This is a genomic window from Sphingomonas humi (genome assembly GCF_039536725.1).
Classification (GTDB): Bacteria; Pseudomonadota; Alphaproteobacteria; order Sphingomonadales; family Sphingomonadaceae; genus Sphingomicrobium; species Sphingomicrobium humi.
Window position 1 is genome coordinate 1,017,390 of record NZ_BAAAZD010000001.1, and the last position, 15,763, is coordinate 1,033,152.

The 15,763-nt window shown below is 66.3% G+C and carries 13 protein-coding genes; 5 read left to right on the forward strand and 8 right to left on the reverse strand.

Annotated features, from left to right (window positions below; all coding sequences use genetic code 11):
- Positions 1-5: 5 nt before the first annotated feature.
- Positions 6-1,214 (reverse strand): M20 metallopeptidase family protein, encoded by a 1,209-nt coding sequence (locus ABD729_RS04995; RefSeq protein ID WP_344709054.1) that lies wholly within the window; start codon positions 1,212-1,214, stop codon positions 6-8.
- A gap of 109 nt (positions 1,215-1,323) precedes the next feature.
- Between ABD729_RS04995 and ABD729_RS05000 the strand changes: the two genes are divergently transcribed.
- Positions 1,324-3,504: a prolyl oligopeptidase family serine peptidase gene (locus ABD729_RS05000; protein WP_344709055.1), complete on the forward strand. Its 2,181-nt coding sequence runs from the start codon at positions 1,324-1,326 to the stop codon at positions 3,502-3,504.
- Between the two features lie 60 nt (positions 3,505-3,564).
- On the opposite strand, the gene ABD729_RS05005 is transcribed toward ABD729_RS05000, so the two are convergent.
- Entirely contained in the window at positions 3,565-4,119 is a 555-nt protein-coding gene (locus ABD729_RS05005) for a L,D-transpeptidase family protein (RefSeq protein WP_344709056.1), read from the reverse strand.
- A 262-nt stretch (positions 4,120-4,381) separates the two neighbouring features.
- Between ABD729_RS05005 and ABD729_RS05010 the strand changes: the two genes are divergently transcribed.
- Together ABD729_RS05010 and guaA are read left to right on the forward strand one after the other, a co-directional pair.
- On the forward strand, positions 4,382-4,966 hold the full coding sequence (locus tag ABD729_RS05010; RefSeq protein ID WP_344709057.1) for a hypothetical protein: 585 nt from the start codon (positions 4,382-4,384) through the stop codon (positions 4,964-4,966).
- A gap of 94 nt (positions 4,967-5,060) precedes the next feature.
- Positions 5,061-6,614, forward strand: coding sequence for a glutamine-hydrolyzing GMP synthase (gene guaA / locus ABD729_RS05015; RefSeq protein ID WP_344709058.1), 1,554 nt, complete (start codon positions 5,061-5,063; stop codon positions 6,612-6,614).
- A 51-nt stretch (positions 6,615-6,665) separates the two neighbouring features.
- Here guaA and ABD729_RS05020 read toward each other — a convergent pair whose 3' ends face one another.
- On the reverse strand, positions 6,666-7,568 hold the full coding sequence (locus ABD729_RS05020; RefSeq protein WP_344709059.1) for a DUF4394 domain-containing protein: 903 nt from the start codon (positions 7,566-7,568) through the stop codon (positions 6,666-6,668).
- 192 nt (positions 7,569-7,760) lie between these two features.
- Here ABD729_RS05020 and ABD729_RS05025 point away from each other — a divergent pair, with 192 nt between their 5' ends.
- Entirely contained in the window at positions 7,761-9,347 is a 1,587-nt protein-coding gene (locus ABD729_RS05025) for an FAD-dependent oxidoreductase (RefSeq protein WP_344709060.1), read from the forward strand.
- Here the strand turns inward: ABD729_RS05025 and ABD729_RS05030 are convergent.
- Together ABD729_RS05030 and ABD729_RS05035 are read right to left on the reverse strand one after the other, a co-directional pair.
- A complete protein-coding gene (locus ABD729_RS05030) occupies positions 9,344-10,348 on the reverse strand; it encodes a polysaccharide deacetylase family protein (protein WP_344709061.1) in 1,005 nt (334 codons plus the stop codon). The two genes, ABD729_RS05025 and ABD729_RS05030, sit on opposite strands and share 4 nt — an antisense overlap.
- A complete protein-coding gene (locus ABD729_RS05035) occupies positions 10,330-11,163 on the reverse strand; it encodes a formyl transferase (RefSeq protein WP_344709062.1) in 834 nt (277 codons plus the stop codon). The genes ABD729_RS05030 and ABD729_RS05035 overlap by 19 nt, the downstream gene beginning before the upstream one ends.
- 170 nt (positions 11,164-11,333) lie before the next feature.
- On the opposite strand from ABD729_RS05035, the gene ABD729_RS05040 reads away from it, so the two are divergent.
- Complete coding sequence (locus tag ABD729_RS05040) at positions 11,334-11,918, forward strand: L,D-transpeptidase family protein (RefSeq protein ID WP_344709063.1); 585 nt, start codon at positions 11,334-11,336, stop codon at positions 11,916-11,918.
- Here ABD729_RS05040 and ABD729_RS05045 read toward each other — a convergent pair.
- From ABD729_RS05045 to ABD729_RS05055, 3 genes are all read right to left on the reverse strand, one after another.
- A complete protein-coding gene (locus ABD729_RS05045) occupies positions 11,915-12,517 on the reverse strand; it encodes a cytochrome b (RefSeq protein WP_344709064.1) in 603 nt (200 codons plus the stop codon). The two genes, ABD729_RS05040 and ABD729_RS05045, sit on opposite strands and share 4 nt — an antisense overlap.
- 72 nt (positions 12,518-12,589) lie before the next feature.
- Positions 12,590-13,480 carry a hypothetical protein gene (locus tag ABD729_RS05050; protein ID WP_344709065.1) on the reverse strand — a complete coding sequence of 297 codons (891 nt, stop codon included), beginning with the start codon at positions 13,478-13,480 and terminating at the stop codon, positions 12,590-12,592.
- Between the two features lie 158 nt (positions 13,481-13,638).
- On the reverse strand, positions 13,639-15,696 hold the full coding sequence (locus ABD729_RS05055) for a 3-hydroxyacyl-CoA dehydrogenase NAD-binding domain-containing protein (RefSeq protein WP_344709067.1): 2,058 nt from the start codon (positions 15,694-15,696) through the stop codon (positions 13,639-13,641).
- Between the last annotated feature and the right edge of the window lie 67 nt (positions 15,697-15,763).

Below are 15,763 nucleotides of genomic sequence, written 5' to 3' on the forward strand. Positions count from 1 at the left end.
GCGCTTTACTCCCACCCGCGGGCGAGGAACCGGGTCGCGAAGGCGCAATGCAGCGCGACCCCCCGGCTCAGCCACTCCTCCTCCAGCGTCATCCGCGGATGATGGAGCGAGGGGCGATCCTCCGGCGCGCTGTCGCTGTGCGGCGCGACGCCGAGGAAGGCCATGCAGCCGGGCACCCGTTGCAGGACATAGGCGAAGTCCTCGCCGCCCATGATCGGACTCGGCATTTCCTCAAAGGTGCCCTCGCCGAACAGGTCGGCGCTCAAGGCTTCGACCATCGCGACCGCGCGGGGGTCGTTACGGGTGGCGGGATAGCCATGGTCGACCCGCACCTCGGCGCTGCAGCCGTGGGTGGCGGCAACGCCCTTGACGATATGTTCGAAGGCGGCGCGCCCGGCGTCGCGGCGCTGGTCGGAAAGGGTGCGCAGGGTGCCCTTCAGTTCCACCGTCTCGGGGATGATGTTGTAGGCGGTGCCGGCGTTGATCTGCGTGATCGAGATGACCGCCGCGTCGAAGAAGGGCACGCGCCGCGCGATCCATTGCTGAAGCGCGCCGACGGCCTCGCAGGCGACAGGGATCGGGTCGACCGCCTGATAGGGCATGGCGGCATGTCCGCCGCGGCCGCGGATGGTCGCGTTCAGCGCATCGGTCGACGCCAGCAGCGCGCCCGGCCGGCTGGTCACCTGACCGCCTTTGATCGTCGGCCAGATGTGCAGCGCGAAGGCCGCGTCGGGGGCCGGATCATCGAGGAGGCCGTCCTCGATCATGAAGCGGGCGCCGTGGTGCCCTTCCTCGCCCGGCTGGAACATGAAGACGATAGTGCCTTCGAGGCTCGCCTGCTGGGCGCTCATGATGCGCGCGGCGGCCGACAGCATCGCCGAGTGCGAATCATGTCCGCAGGCGTGCATCTTGCCGGCGGTCTGGCTCGCGAAGTCGAGACCGGTTTCCTCGTGGATCGGAAGCGCGTCCATGTCGCCGCGCAGCAGCACGGTCCGGCCCGGACGGCTCCCACGCAGGATCGCGACGAACCCGCTGGTGCTTTTCGAATCGCGGATTTCGAGCGGGAGGCCATCGAGCGAGGCCTTCAGCTTCTGCGTGGTGCGCGTGCAGTGCAGCCCCAGCTCGGGATCGGCATGGATGGCGCGGCGCAGCGCGACCATCGCGTCGAACTCGGCTTCGGCTGCGGCGTGGAAGTCGGTGTTGACTAGGGTCATGGCGAGCGGGATGCGACGGTTTGGGGACAGAGGCAAGCGCCGACCTGCTTGCCCTTGGCGCAGCGCCTGCTAGCACTCGCGCACCATTTCTCCCGATCAAGGGTCAAACATGCGTAAGAGCCTGATTCTGATGACGCTTCCCATCGCTGCCTGCTCGACCACCCCGCCAGTTGCACCACTTCCCGCGCCGCCCGCGGTCGAGGCCGCGCTGGCGCCCGAACAGGCGCCCGCCGCTCCCGCGCTCGCCTACCCGCAGACCCGCCGCGACAATGTCGTCGATACCCAGTTCGGAGTGGCGGTCGCCGATCCCTATCGCTGGCTCGAGAACGACGTCCGCAAGGACCCCGCGGTCGCCTCATGGGTGGCCGAGGAGAACAAGGTCACCAACGCCTATCTCGCCACGCTGCCGGGCCGCGACATCCTCAAGAAAAGGATGACCGAGCTCTACAATTATGAGCGTGTCGGCACTCCGGTGAAGAAGGGCGGGCGCTACTTCTACGCGCGCAATGCCGGTCTTCAGAACCAGTCGCCGCTCTACGTCCGCGACAGCCTGAACGGGCCCGAGCGGCTGCTGGTCGATCCCAACGGCTTCAGCAAGGACGGCGCGACCGCGCTCGCCGAATGGGTGCCGAGCGAGGACGGCAAATACCTGCTTTACGCAATCCAGGACGGCGGTTCGGACTGGCGCACCCTCAAGGTGCTCGACGTCGCCACCGGCAAGGTCATCGGCGATGAGATCAAGTGGGTGAAGTTCTCCGGCCTGTCGTGGGCCAAGGACAGCAAGGGCTTCGTCTATTCGCGCTATCCCGAGAGCGCTTCGGGCGCGGACTTCGTCTCGCTGAACAAGAACCAGATGGTCTATTACCATCAGGTCGGAACCGCTCAGGCGGCCGACCGCCTGATCTATGCGACGCCGGACCGCCCCGACCTCAACCATGGGGCGCAGGTCAGCGACGACGGTTCGACCATCGTCATCACCTCCTCGAGCGGCACCGACGAGCGCTACGAGGTCACCCTGCTCGACTGGCAGCGCAAGGGCGCCAAGCCGCGGACCCTGATCCCCGGCTTCACCCATGATTATAGCTACATCGGCAATCGCGGCTCGACCTATTATTTCCAGACCAACGACGGCGCCCCGCGGCTCAAGGTGGTGGCGATCGACGTCAACGCCGCCCGGCCCAACAAGAAGGTGATCGTCGACGAGCAGCCCGAAACGCTGAGCGGGTCGAACTTGGTCGGCGGCAAGCTCATCCTTTCCTACCTCAAGGATGCGTCGACCGAGGTCCGGGTTCACACCCTGGCCGGCACGCGTGAGCGGGTGGTCGAACTTCCGGGCCTCGGCACGGCGGGCGGTTTCTCGGGGGATCTCGACGATCCTGAGACCTTCTTCGCCTTCACCAGCTTCAACCGTCCGACCACCGTCTATCGCTACGACGTCCGCTCCAATGCGAGCAGCGCGTGGTTCACCCCCAAGCTGCTCTTCAACCCCGACGACTTCACCGTCGAGCAGCGTTTCTTCGCGTCCAAGGACGGCACCCGGGTGCCGATGTTCGTGGTGCGCAAGAAGGGCGTGACCGGGCCCGTGCCGACGCTTCTCTATGGCTATGGCGGCTTCAACGTCTCGCTGACCCCGAGCTTCTCGGCGACGCGCCTCGCGTGGCTCGAACAGGGCGGCGCGTGGGTGCTGGCGAACATTCGCGGCGGCGGTGAATATGGCAAGGCATGGCACGACGCCGGACGCCTCAACAACAAGCAGAACGTGTTCGACGATTTCATCGGCGCGGGCGAAGCGCTGATCGCGCAAGGGGTGACCCCCAAGGGCGGGCTCGCGGTGCAGGGCGGCTCCAACGGCGGCCTTCTGATCGGCGCGGTCGTCAACCAGCGGCCGGACCTGTTCGCGGCGGCCAATGCGCAGGTCGGCGTGATGGACATGCTGCGCTTCGACCGCTTCACCGCGGGTCGCTACTGGGTCGACGATTATGGCTATCCCAACAAGGAAGCCGATTTCCGCACCCTGCTGGCCTATTCGCCCTACCACAACATCAAGGCGAACGTGGCCTATCCGGCGATGATCGTGACGACCGCGGACACCGACGACCGCGTGGTTCCGGGGCACAGCTTCAAATATGCCGCGGCGCTTCAGTATGCGCACCCGACCGGCAATCCACAGCTGATCCGGATCGAGACGCGCGCGGGCCACGGCTCGGGCAAGCCGACCGACAAGATCATCGAGGAAGCCAGCGACGTTACCGCCTTCATGGCGCGCTTCACGGGGCTGGAGATCAAGTAAGCGCAAGGCCGGCGAGGGAAGGGGAGCCCTCGCCGGCCTGGTGTTTCAACTCCGCCGGGCTCAGCCGATCACGACCCGGTCACCGACCTTGGTCATGTTGAACAGCTTTGCCGCGAAGGCGGCCGGCAGGCGGACGCAGCCGTGGCTGGCCGGCTCACCCGGAATGTGACCGGCATGAAGCGCGATGCCATACTGATCGATGCGCTGCATGAAGGGCATAGGCGCATCGTCATACTTGCGGCTGCGGTGCATCTTCTTCTTTTCGAGGATCGGGAAGATCCCCGGAGGCGTGTCCTTGCCGGGCTTGCCGCTCGAGATGGTCGTAACGCCGATCAGTTCGCCCGCGCGGTAGACATAGGCGCGCTGGTCCTCGAGGCTGACGACCACTTCGGTATCGCCGTCGGCCGGCATGTCCGACGACCACCAGTAGCCGCCGGGCTTGAGCGGACGGTTGGCGCCAATCTCCTCGGCATGGTCGCGGGCGGTCGCCACCGCCGCCGACGCCGCCATCAGCGCCGCGGGGCTTTCATCGGGCGCAAGGGTGGAGGACGTGGCGGCGCAAGGGCTCGCCACCGCCACGGCAATCGCCGCCGCGAAGACTGCTAAGCGTTTCATTTCACATGACTCCGTTTGCCCTCAAAACGTGCCGGCCGAAGTCAGGTTCCGAATTTTCAGAAGGAGCCGATGCGCCCTTTTTCAAAGTCAAGCGTTTTCTGGCGCGATACGGCAAGTTCGTCTGTTCGACTTGGGTCTGCCCTGGCGGGGTAGCTGAACACCAGCATACGACGTCATTCAGACCCGATGCAGCGCACAAGGCCGATAACGATCCCAACAAGCGGGAAAGTCTCGCTTCGAGAATGACCAGGAGGCAGTGGCCATGAAGGCTGTTTCGAAAATCCTCGCGGGTGCGGCAGCGGTTGCTGCGGTTACCGTCGGCGCGTCGGCTCCGGCTTCGGCGCAATATTATCCGAGCCCGTACGGTGGCGGCGTCGGTGACGTCATCACCGGCGCGATCCTCAATTCGATCCTGCGCGGCGGCAACCCCTACGGTGGCAACCCGTACTACGGCACCAACAACTACGATATGGAGCGTACAGCGGTGCAGCAGTGTGCGGCTGCGGCCGAACAGCGCATCAACGGGCGCTACGGTGGTGGCTACGGCGGCTACAACCAGGGCTATGGCGGCTATAACCAGGCCTATGCCCAGGGCAGCTATCGCGTTGCCCAGATCGACCGCGTGAACCGGACCAAGAACGGCAACATGCGGGTCTACGGTCTTGCCACCAACGCGGCCTACCAGGGCAATTACGGCGGTTATTACAACGGCGGGTACAACCAGCCGTACGGTGGTTACAACCAGCCCTACAACAACGGCTACAATCGGGCCGGTGCCAACTTCCGCTTCGACTGCAAGTTCAGCCGGAACGGCCAGATCACCGACCTGAAGGTCAACCGCGCCTAACCAGCGCTAGCTCCACCCCGGTGGACAGGAAGGCGCCGGAGCCATAGGGCTTCGGCGCCTTTACCTATGCCCGCGAACGGAGCCAGCCCGACCCATGCAACCGGCCGAAACCCTGCTCATCGTCGACTTCGGCAGCCAGGTGACCCAGCTCATCGCCCGCCGCATCCGCGAAGCCGGTGTCTATTGCGAGATCGCTCCGTTCAACGCGGCGGAAGAAGCCTTCCACCGTCTCCAGCCCAAGGGGATCATTTTTTCGGGCGGTCCGTCCTCGGTGACGTGGGAGGATAGCCCGCGCGCGCCGCAGGTGATGTTCGACAGCGGGCTGCCGCTGCTCGGCATCTGCTACGGTCAGCAGACTCTCCACCAGCAGCTGGGCGGCCGGGTCGTCACTTCCGACCACAAGGAGTTCGGCCGCGCCTTCATCGAAGTGATGGCGCCCTCCGCGCTCTTCGATGGGCTGTGGCAGGTCGGCGAACGCCACCAGGTGTGGATGAGCCACGGCGACCGGGTCGACAGCCTCGCGCCCGGCTTTTCGGTCGTCGCCGCGTCCGAGGGCGCGCCCTTCGCCATCGCCACCGACGAGGAACGCCGCCGCTACAGCCTGATGTTCCATCCGGAGGTGGTTCACACCCCGGACGGCGGCAAACTGCTGGCGAATTTCGCGCGGCATATCTGCGGCTGCTCGGGCGAATGGTCGATGGCCGCCTACCGCGACCAGAAGATCGCCGACATCCGCGCCCAGGTCGGCACCGGCCGGGTCATCTGCGGGCTGTCCGGCGGCGTCGACAGCGCAGTCGCCGCGGTCCTCATCCATGAAGCGATCGGCGAGCAGTTGACCTGCGTCTTCGTCGATCACGGACTGATGCGCTCGGCCGAAGCGGACCAGGTCGTTTCGCTGTTCCGCGGCCATTACAACATCCCGCTGGTCCACGTCCGTGCCGAGGAGCTGTTCCTGTCGGGGCTCGCCGGCCTCACCGACCCCGAGGCCAAGCGAAAGTTCATCGGCAAGACCTTCATCGAGGTGTTCGAGGCCGAGGCCGCCAAGATCGGCGGCGCCGATTTCCTCGCGCAGGGAACGCTCTATCCCGACGTCATCGAAAGCGTATCCTTCACCGGCGGCCCTTCGGTCACGATCAAGAGCCACCACAATGTCGGCGGCTTGCCCGAGCGCATGAACATGAAGCTGGTCGAGCCATTGCGCGAGCTGTTCAAGGACGAGGTCCGCGAGCTTGGCGTCGAGCTTGGCCTGCCGCCCGCCTTCGTCGGCCGCCATCCCTTCCCGGGGCCGGGCCTCGCCATCCGCATCCCGGGCGAGGTCACGAAGGAGCGCTGCGACATCCTGCGCAAGGCCGACGCCATCTATCTCGAGGAAATTCGTAACGCCGGGCTCTACGACGCGATCTGGCAGGCGTTCGCGGTGCTGCTGCCGGTCCGCACCGTCGGGGTGATGGGCGACGCGCGCACCTACGACAGCGTTTGCGCGCTCCGTGCGGTCACCAGCGTCGATGGCATGACCGCCGACGTCTATCCCTTCACGCCCGAGTTCCTCGGCCGGGTCGCCACCCGTATTGTCAACGAGGTCCAGGGCATCAACCGGGTGGTCTACGACTATACGTCGAAGCCGCCGGGCACGATCGAATGGGAATAAGCGACCCCGCTGACGCCAGGCGCCGACGGGGCCGCTGATACCGAAGATTGCTCAGGCGGCGGCTTGAGCCGGTCGCACCGCGCGGCGGCGGCGCATGGCGGTTCCGATCGCCGCGAAGCCGAGCAGGATCATCGCCCAGGTGCCGGGCTCGGGCACGGCCGCCGTGGGCGCGACCGAAAGCCCGATCAAGCTGCCCGCGCCGATCGTGCCGATGCGGGTCGCCGCTCCGGTGCTAAAATTCACGCTGAAGAAGCCGTCGTTGAGGTTGAAGAAGCCGGCCCCTGTCGTGCCGGAAATGTCGAACCCGATCAGGTCGGCATTGCTGAAGGTCACGCCGAGCGGCCCAAACAATCCTCCGGCTGTGTTCGTGTTGACGTAGGTGCCCAGGTTTGCATCGGTGGCACGCACCAATGAATCGGTGAAGGCGTCGAGGCCGTACAGCGTCGTGCCCGGTGCGCCGACGAAGCTGTTCGTATAGGCCGAGCCGACCAGGTCGATGTTGCTGCTGCCGTTGAGGGTGATCGCCCCATCCACGGTCACCGCTGGCGGGTTGGTGTTCGGATTGACCCGGAGGTTCTGGTTGGTGTCCGAGGTGACGCGGAGGCGGTCGACGGTCGGGTTGAAATCGAACCCGGCGGAGGTGCCCTGCGGCGCGGTGGTGAGGGCGCCGAGGTCGGTCGCCTGGTAGGTGTTCCCGTTGGCGGTCAGGCGGTACAAATTGCCGTTGGTGCCCAAGGCATAGAGCTGGCCGTCGGCCGGCCGGAAGTCGATGCCTCGCAGCGACACGTTGCCGGTGAGGCCCGTGATCGGGCTGCTGGACAAGATATTGCTCGGGGTGGTGGAATCGAAGGTCACGATCCTCGTGGAGGTCAGTCCGAAGACCGTCTCGGCCGATGCCGGGGCGGCGGCGAGCGTGGCGGCGAGCAGCAGGGAGGCGGCAAAGGCATGTCGCATCAAGGGTTACCTTCCTTCGGGAAAGACGTTCGACGGGGCGTGAACGCTATATTAACAAAAATTAACTACGTTCGGCCGGACCGATCGGATGCAGTCGGATGGCGATGTTGCTTCAGGTTGCGATCAGCCGTTGCGTTCGCGAGGCGCGACGAAGCTGCTTTCATCGGCCCTAGGGCGGGCTAGAGTGGCGCAATGGATTCCATCGGCGGCGACCTCGACACCATGACCCCTCGTCCGTTCGCGGACGACCAGCTGGCAGCCATTCGCGGTATCGCGACCCGGCGCCATTATGCGGCCGGCGAGGTCCTGCTGGAGGCAGGCTCCCCGCAGGAGCGCTTCGTGCTGGTCGAAGACGGCGAAGTCGAAGTGGCCGATCCGGTCACCGGCGAGCGACTGCTGCCCGGCTCGTTGCGTGCCGGCCAGTTCATGGGCGAGCTTTCGTTCCTGAATGGCGGGCCGATGACGCTCACCATGCGGGCCGCGGTGGACACGGTCGCGAGCGAGGTGCCGCGGACCGCCATGCTGCGACTGATGAGCGACGTGCCGGAGATCGGTGACCATATCCTCACCGTGTTCGCCGCGCGCCGCCGCCGCATCTTCGAAGCCGGTGACAGCAGCATCGTCGTGACCGGCGCCGAGCACGACCCTGCGGTCGCACGGGTCGCAAGCTTCCTCAGCCGCAACCGCTTGCCCTTCCGTGAGATCGCCGAGGGCGAGCCGGGGGTCAGCATCGCCGGCGTGCCGCTCGAAGAGCCGACGCCGCGCCGGGTCGCCCAGCACTTCGGCCTCGACCTCAAGGCCCGTCCGGCCGAAGCGCTCGACCTCATCATCGTCGGCGCCGGTCCGGCCGGGGTCGCCGCTGCGGTCTATGCCGGGTCGGAAGGGCTGAGGGCGCTGGTTGTCGAGGACAATGCGATCGGCGGGCAGGCCGGGACCAGCAGCCGGATCGAGAATTACATGGGCTTTCCGACCGGCATTTCGGGCGCCGACCTGACTTTCCGGGGGCAGATCCAGGCAATGAAGTTCGGGACCTGCTTTGCCATGCCGCGCCGCGTCGAAGGGCTGGTCAGGCGCGACGATGGCTTTTGCGTCACCCTCGACGACGGCGAGCAATTGTGCACCCGCGCCGTGCTGGTCGCGACGGGGGTCCAGTATCGCCGGCTGCCGATCGCGCGGATCGGGGAGTTCGAGGGCGCGGGCATCTATTATGCCGCAACCGAGATGGAGGCGCGCTTCTGCCACGAAACCGAAGCGGTAGTGGTCGGCGGCGGGAACAGCGCGGGTCAGGCCGCCATGTATCTCTCCCGCGTCGCGCGGAAGGTGCATCTGCTGGTCCGCGGCAAGGGCCTTGCCGAGACGATGAGCGCTTACCTGCGCGAACGGCTGGAAGCCGATCCGCGGATCGAGATCCACACCGGCAGCCAGCTTTGCGCATTGGACGGTGACGGCCATCTGGAACGCGTCACCGTCAGCGGGCCCCAGGGTGACTGGGACGTGGGCTGCCGCGCGCTGTTCATCATGATTGGCGCCGCTCCCAACACCGACTGGCTTTCGGGGCTCGTCGAGCTCGACCGCGCCGGCTTTGTTCGCACGGGGGCCGAGGTCGGTGCCGATTCGAGCTACGCCACGTCCTGCAGCGGGATCTTCGCGGTGGGCGACGTCCGCTCGGGCTCGGTCAAGCGGGTGGCGTCAAGCGTGGGCGAAGGATCGGTCGTGGTCAGCGCCATCTGGTCACACGTCAACGCGCCGCCGCCTGCGACGACCGGGATCGGCGGCTAGGCGGCGATTGCGGGCTTCCGCAGGCGCCGGCGCAGCGCCGCCTTGATCGGCTCGACCACCTCCATCCGCGCGAACAGGCCGGCGACCGACTGATCGGATAGGTGCACCCGGCCAAGCGCAAGCGGGTCGACCGGCCGGTTGCCGCCACCCACCTCGACCACGCTGCCAAGCCCGAGCTTGCGCGCGATTTCCGCCGTTTCTGCGCTGTGATGGCCAAACGGATAGGCTAGCGAATGGCAGGGCAGGCGAGCGGCGAGCACTTCCTGCGCCCCGGCAATCTCCCGCTGCTGCTCCGCCGGGGACAGGCGCTCGAGATTGGGGTGGGTCCTGGTGTGGTTGCCGAAGGTCATGCCGGCGCCGAGCATCTGCTCGATCTCGGACCAGCGCATGTAGAGGCGCGCCTCCGCTGCGACTTCGGCCGGGTCGTAGCCAAGCGAGGCGCGCAGCCGCCCGAGCAGATTGTCCATCGCCTCCGCGCCGAAGTTCACCCGGCAATGGTCGATCGCGGTCGAGGGGTCCGCGGGACAGCCTGGGAAATACTCGTCGAGCAGGGGGACCGTCACGTCCGGACGGGTGCGCAGCGCGTGGTTCAGTTCGTTGACCCAGACCAGCCCCGCATTGTCGAGCACGTCGCTGATGAGATAGGTCCGCGCCGTAAATCCGCGTTCCGCAAGGAGCGGGAAGGCGTGGCCGAAGACCGACCGATAGCCGTCATCAAAGGTGATCGCGACCGCTCCCTCGGGCGCCTCGCCCCGTGCGATCACATCGACGTCGACCACCCGGTGGTGCCGCTTCAGGTAATCGAGGTGGGCAGCGAACTGCCCTGGCGGGGTGGTGCAGTCGAGGCCAGCGGTGAAGCTGTCCTCGGCCGGGGCGCAATCGTGATAGAGCAGGATCTTCGGGTTTCTGCGGCCGATCCGCCGCACGAGCGGTCCTGCGCCAAGGTAGAAGAGCAGCAGCCCGATCCAGGTGAGCCCGAGGGTCAGAATTCTTCCCGCCATGCCGGCAATCCTTTCCCAAGGATGCCGCCGGCGATGAGCTGCTTGACCCTACGTTCGGCGGCCCAGCTGCGCTCGACCGATCGATATTCCCGTCCCTGCGACAAATCCTGCGGCTGCGGCTCGGCCAAACCGTCGTGCACCCGCCCGACCGCGCGGCAAAGCAGCTCCGCACCGACCGCGACCGCCTTTCCGAACAGGCTGTGCACCGTTTCCACCGGTTCGATTGCCGCCCGGCCCCGAGCAAGGATGGCGCCCGAATCGATGCCCGGGTCGAGGAGATGGACGGTCGATCCGAGATATTGGGGTTCGCGGTTGTAGATCGGCCAGAAGTTGGTGTCCGACCCGCGATAGCGGGGCGACTGGCCGGTATGGAGATTGAGCGTTCGCGGCAGCGCCTGGATCAGGGCTTTGCCAATGACCAGGGTGCCGTACACGACGGCGATGTCGGGCTTCAGTTCGGCGACCAGCGCGCGGCATTCCGGCGAATTGTGCGAGGCCACGTTCCGGACGAGGTCCTGCCTCGGCATCTTTTGCGGATCACCCGCGGGAAACAGCACCCGCTCGAGGTCAGCCTGCTTGGCCGCCGCTTCCGAGGTCAGCTGGTGCACCCCACGGACCAGCAGGCGGGAAGCGATCTCCCGGTTGGAAAGGCGCTTGCGCCAGCGGCGGACTTTCTCGGGAAGCGAACGCTGCACGCCGGTGGCGACGATGATCGCTTTCAGTGCGTCGGGATAAGCTTCGGCCAGCCGCTGCGCCACATGGCGATGCTGGATCTCCCCCTCCGGACTGGTTCCGGTAAGCAGAATTAACCGCATCGAGCCTTCCAATTGGCCGTCCGCCGTCGATCGGCTTCACTGACGCGCTCTGCATAAGTTCGCCGCGCCGGGCGCGCAATGGCTGCGGCGGGGCGGGGGGAAGCGAGAGCGCTAAACTGCCGTTTACCAATAACTTGACTGATGACCGGCATTCCCCAAGGCAAACGGCCATGGATCGCCGTACCGCTTCGCGCTTTACATCCGTCGCCCTTGTCGCAGCTCTGCTCGCTGCCTGTGCCACCACGCCGACCAGGGTCGCGGAGGCCCCGCCGCCCAAGCCCGTCACGGCGCCGCAGCTTCCGTATGAGTGGACCAACGGGTTCGCGCCCAAGGCCACCGAGCAGGCCCGGGCCCAGTTCGGCACGGTTGCCCTGAAGCCCGGCCAATATCGCTGGGCCGCGACCATTCCCGATGCGCCGGCCAAGGTGGTGATCGACCGGCTGCAGCAGCTGATGTTCGTCTACAAGGGCGATACCCTGGTCGGGGTCAGCACCATTTCGTCGGGCAAGAAGGGCCGCGAAACGCCGCTTGGTTTCTGGAAGGTGTTCCGCAAGCAGGTGAAGGGCTTCAGCCGCAAATATGACAATGCGCCCATGCCCTACATGCAGATGTACGACGAGATGGGTATCGCCTTCCACGGCGGCGCGCTGCCGGGCTATCCCGCCAGCCACGGCTGCGTCCGCCTGCCGGTCGAATTCGCGAAGAAGCTCTACGGCCTGACCCAGATGGGCACCGAGGTAGTGATCGAAGGCTAGCGCGCGCTGCCGCCCTGGCCGACGACCGTCTCCTCGTGCGGGAGGGCGAACGGAGGCATCCGGCCCGAGGCTGGAGTCTTGTCGACGAAACGGTGCTTGAGCGCGGCTGCGGCGTGCACCACCAGCAGTGCGATCAGGCCGAACGCGGCAGCGGCGTGCATCTCGCCGAACACTTCTCCATAGGCCTTGGGAATGCCCGGAATGGTCGGCAACGTGATGCCGCCGATCAGGGTCATCGGCTTGCCGCCCGAAAAGGCCGAGACAGCGAGGTAGCCGCCGAGCGGAAGGCCGAGCAGCAGCAGATAGAAGAGCCGGTGGTTCCACACCGCGGCCACCCGCTCCCACCGCGGCATGTCGTCTGGGAAGGGCGGCGGGGGATTGGACAGGCGGTAGGTCAGCCGACCGAGGGTCAGCAGCAGGATCAGCGCCCCCACCGTCTTGTGCCAGTTGAAGGGATTGGCCTGGGGCGGTTCACCCATGCTGAAGCCGAGCCAGATCTGGAACAGCACGGCGGCCGCGGTGATCCAGTGGATCGTGGCGGCGACATTGGAATAACGGCGCACCGGATCCTGGTGCACGGCGGCGGTTGCACTGCTCATCGTTGGTATTCCCTTTCGCACCGGTAACGACCGGATCGCCCGAAAGTTCGCAACGCGATTACCGGCTAAAGGTCACGCCGACAGCAATGGGCGCAAGGTGATGGCCAGTTGGGCCTCCACGCCGATCACGTCGCGATTGGCGGGAAGGCGAGTGAGGAACAGTCGCCAGTGGCCCTGCGGTCGCACGTCGGTCGCGCCCGCCCGGCATTCGTGCACGACCGGCCCGTCGATGGCGTCGCCGGCCAGCAACCGCGTCATCGCGGCTCGCAGGCTGCGGTCTTCGCCGGGGTTCGAAAGCCGCACTTCCAGCCCTTCGAGCCGGAGCCCGATGTCGCCGTCGAACAGGGCTTCGGCCGCCGCGGTCATCGCCACCAGGCGTCCGTAGCGGTCGAGCAGCAGCGTGAACTCGCTGCTGGTGGTGAGGCTTGCCAGCATGTTCTCGCCGCGCTCCTGGCCGAGCGCGATCTCGACCCGCGTCGACCGGTGCGCCTGGTGCGCCACCCGCGCGAAGGCGGCCACGGTGTCGGCCGAACACGGGCCGTTGCGGCTCGACCGCAGCAGGGAAAGGCCGACGAAGCCTCCGTTCTGCTCGAGGATCAGCGGCGACTGGCAACCAAAGGGCAGGTCGAGGTCGCTGACGGCGTCGTCATAGAAGCTCCACGGGCGCTTGCTGCGATAGGCCGCATAATGCCGCTCGTCCTGGATGCTTCGGGCGCCCCCGCTCGAATTGATTCGCCAGTTTTCCGGGCCATAGAGCGCCGGGTTCACGAGGTGGCCGTGCGGATCGTGCCGGTCCTCGCTGAACAGGCTGAAATCGAGCGTCAGTCCGCCGCCGCCCCCGCACAGCTGTGCGATCGAGCTTCCGGTCGCGGCAGCGAGGAGGCGGAGCGCGTGCATCCAGCCATCGGCTTCGAAGGGAGCGTTAAGGAAGGCCAGCTCGGCCTCATGCACAGCCCGATCCACGAACATGTCGGTTTCCCCGCCGGAGCAATTCGGCGAGGCGGGGTTTTCAGCGGTTTCTTGCAGCTTGTCCAGTGCTTCCGAAAAGCGGTCGCCGCGTGATCGTGAGCGCCAGGCGAACCAATCCCTTCGCCTGGCGCCCGCGATGACGGGATGCGCGCCTACCGTCCGGTGAACTTCTCGCCCTTGGCTGCCTTGTCGAGCAGCAGTTGCGAGAAGGAGAAGTCGTCGCCCATGTGAGGCGCGGCAGCCTTCAGCCCGTCGACGATCTTCTGCAGGCCCTCGGCATCGGCCCAGTGCATCGGCCCGCCGCGATAGACCGGCCAGCCATAGCCATAGACCCACACCACATCGATATCGGACGCCCGCTGAGCCATGCCTTCCTCGAGGATCTTCGCGCCCTCGTTCACCATGGTGTAGAGCGTGCGCTGGGCGATCTCCTCGTCGCTGATCTCGCGCGGGGTCACACCGGCCTTGGTCCGAAATTCCTCGATGATCCCCTGCACCGTTGGCGAGGGAGAGGGGCGGCGCTTGTCGTCATAATCGTAGAAGCCGGCGCCCTTCTTCTGGCCCCAGCGGTCTGCCGAGCAGAGCGCGTCGCGAATGTTCTCGATGCGGTTGACGTCGCGGTGCCAGCCGATGTCGACACCGGCGAGGTCGGCCATCTGGAACGGGCCCATCGGCATTCCGAAGTCAGTGTGCACCTTGTCGATCTGCGCCGGGGTGGCGCCTTCGAGCAGCAGCTTGGTCGCCTCGGTCTGGCGCGGGATCAGCATCCGGTTGCCGATGAAGCCGTAGCAAACGCCTGCCACCACCGCGACCTTTTTGATCTTCTTCGCCAGCGCCATGGCGGTGACCAGCACGTCGTCGGCGGTCTTGGCGCCGCGCACCACTTCCAGCAGCTTCATGACGTTGGCTGGCGAAAAGAAGTGGAGGCCGACCACGTCCTGCGGGCGGCTGGTGGCCGCTGCGATCTCGTCGACGTTGAGGTAGCTGGTGTTGGACGCAAGGATCGCGTCCGGCTTGGCGATCTTGTCGAGGCGGCCGAAGATGTCCTTCTTGATCTCCATCTGCTCGAACACGGCCTCGATGATGAGGTCGCAGTCGGCGAGCGAGTCGAAGTCGAGCGTGGGGTTGAGGAGACCCATCATCTGGCCGACCTGTTCGGCGGTGAAGCGACCCTTCTTGGCGCTCGCTTCATAATTGCGGAGCATGACGCCGGCGCCGCGGTCGAGCGCTTCCTGGCTCATCTCGACGATCGTGACGGGGATTCCCGCCGACAGGAAGTTCATCGAAATGCCGCCGCCCATGGTGCCGGCACCGATCACGCCCACGCGCTTGATCTCGCGCGGCTTCACCGTCTCGTCGACGCCTTCGATCTTGGCTGCCTTGCGCTCGGCGAAGAAGAAATATTGCTGCGCCTTGGCCTGCGTGCCGCTCATCAACTCCATGAACAGCTTGCGCTCGTCCATCACGCCTTCGGCATAAGGCTTGAGCGTGGCGGCGCGCACGGCTTCGAGGTTCTTCATCGGCGCTTCGAAGCCCTTGAAGGTGCGCGGGTTGGCGGCGATGAAATCGTCGAAGGCGGTCGGGCTCGCTTCCTCGATCTTGCCCTGCCGCTCGGACGAGCGGGGAAGGGGGCGCACGTCGGCGACCTCGGTCGCATAGGCAACGGCATGCTGCAGCAGGTCGCCTTCGATCATGCGGTCGACAAGACCGATCTCGAACGCTTCCTGGGCGCTGATCGGGGTACCGGTGGTCACCATCTGGAGCGCCTTCTCGACGCCCGCGACGCGCGGCAGGCGCTGGGTCCCGCCTGCGCCCGGGAGCAGGCCGAGCTTCACTTCGGGCACCCCGAGCTTGGCCGACGCCACCGCACAGCGGTAATGGCAGCCGAGCGCGACCTCGAGGCCGCCGCCGAGCGCGGTGCCGTGGATGGCAGCGACCACCGGCTTGCTGCAGGCTTCGATCCGGTCGACCACTTCGGGCAGCCACGGCATCACCGGCGGCTTGCCGAATTCGGTGATGTCGGCGCCCGCGAAGAAGGTCTGGCCCTCGCAGATGATCACCGCCGCCTTGATGTCCTCGGCCGCTTCGGCTTCCTCGATCCCCGCGACCAGCCCCTGCCGCACCGCCGCGCCGAGCGCGTTCACGGGTGGATTGTTGGAGCGGATGATGAGGACGTGGCCGTGCTTTTCGGTGCTGATGGGCGAGGTCATGAGCGGTCCTTCGCTGACAAGAATGTAAGGCCAGTCCCTAATCGCGGGACCGGGAAAGAAAAGGGGG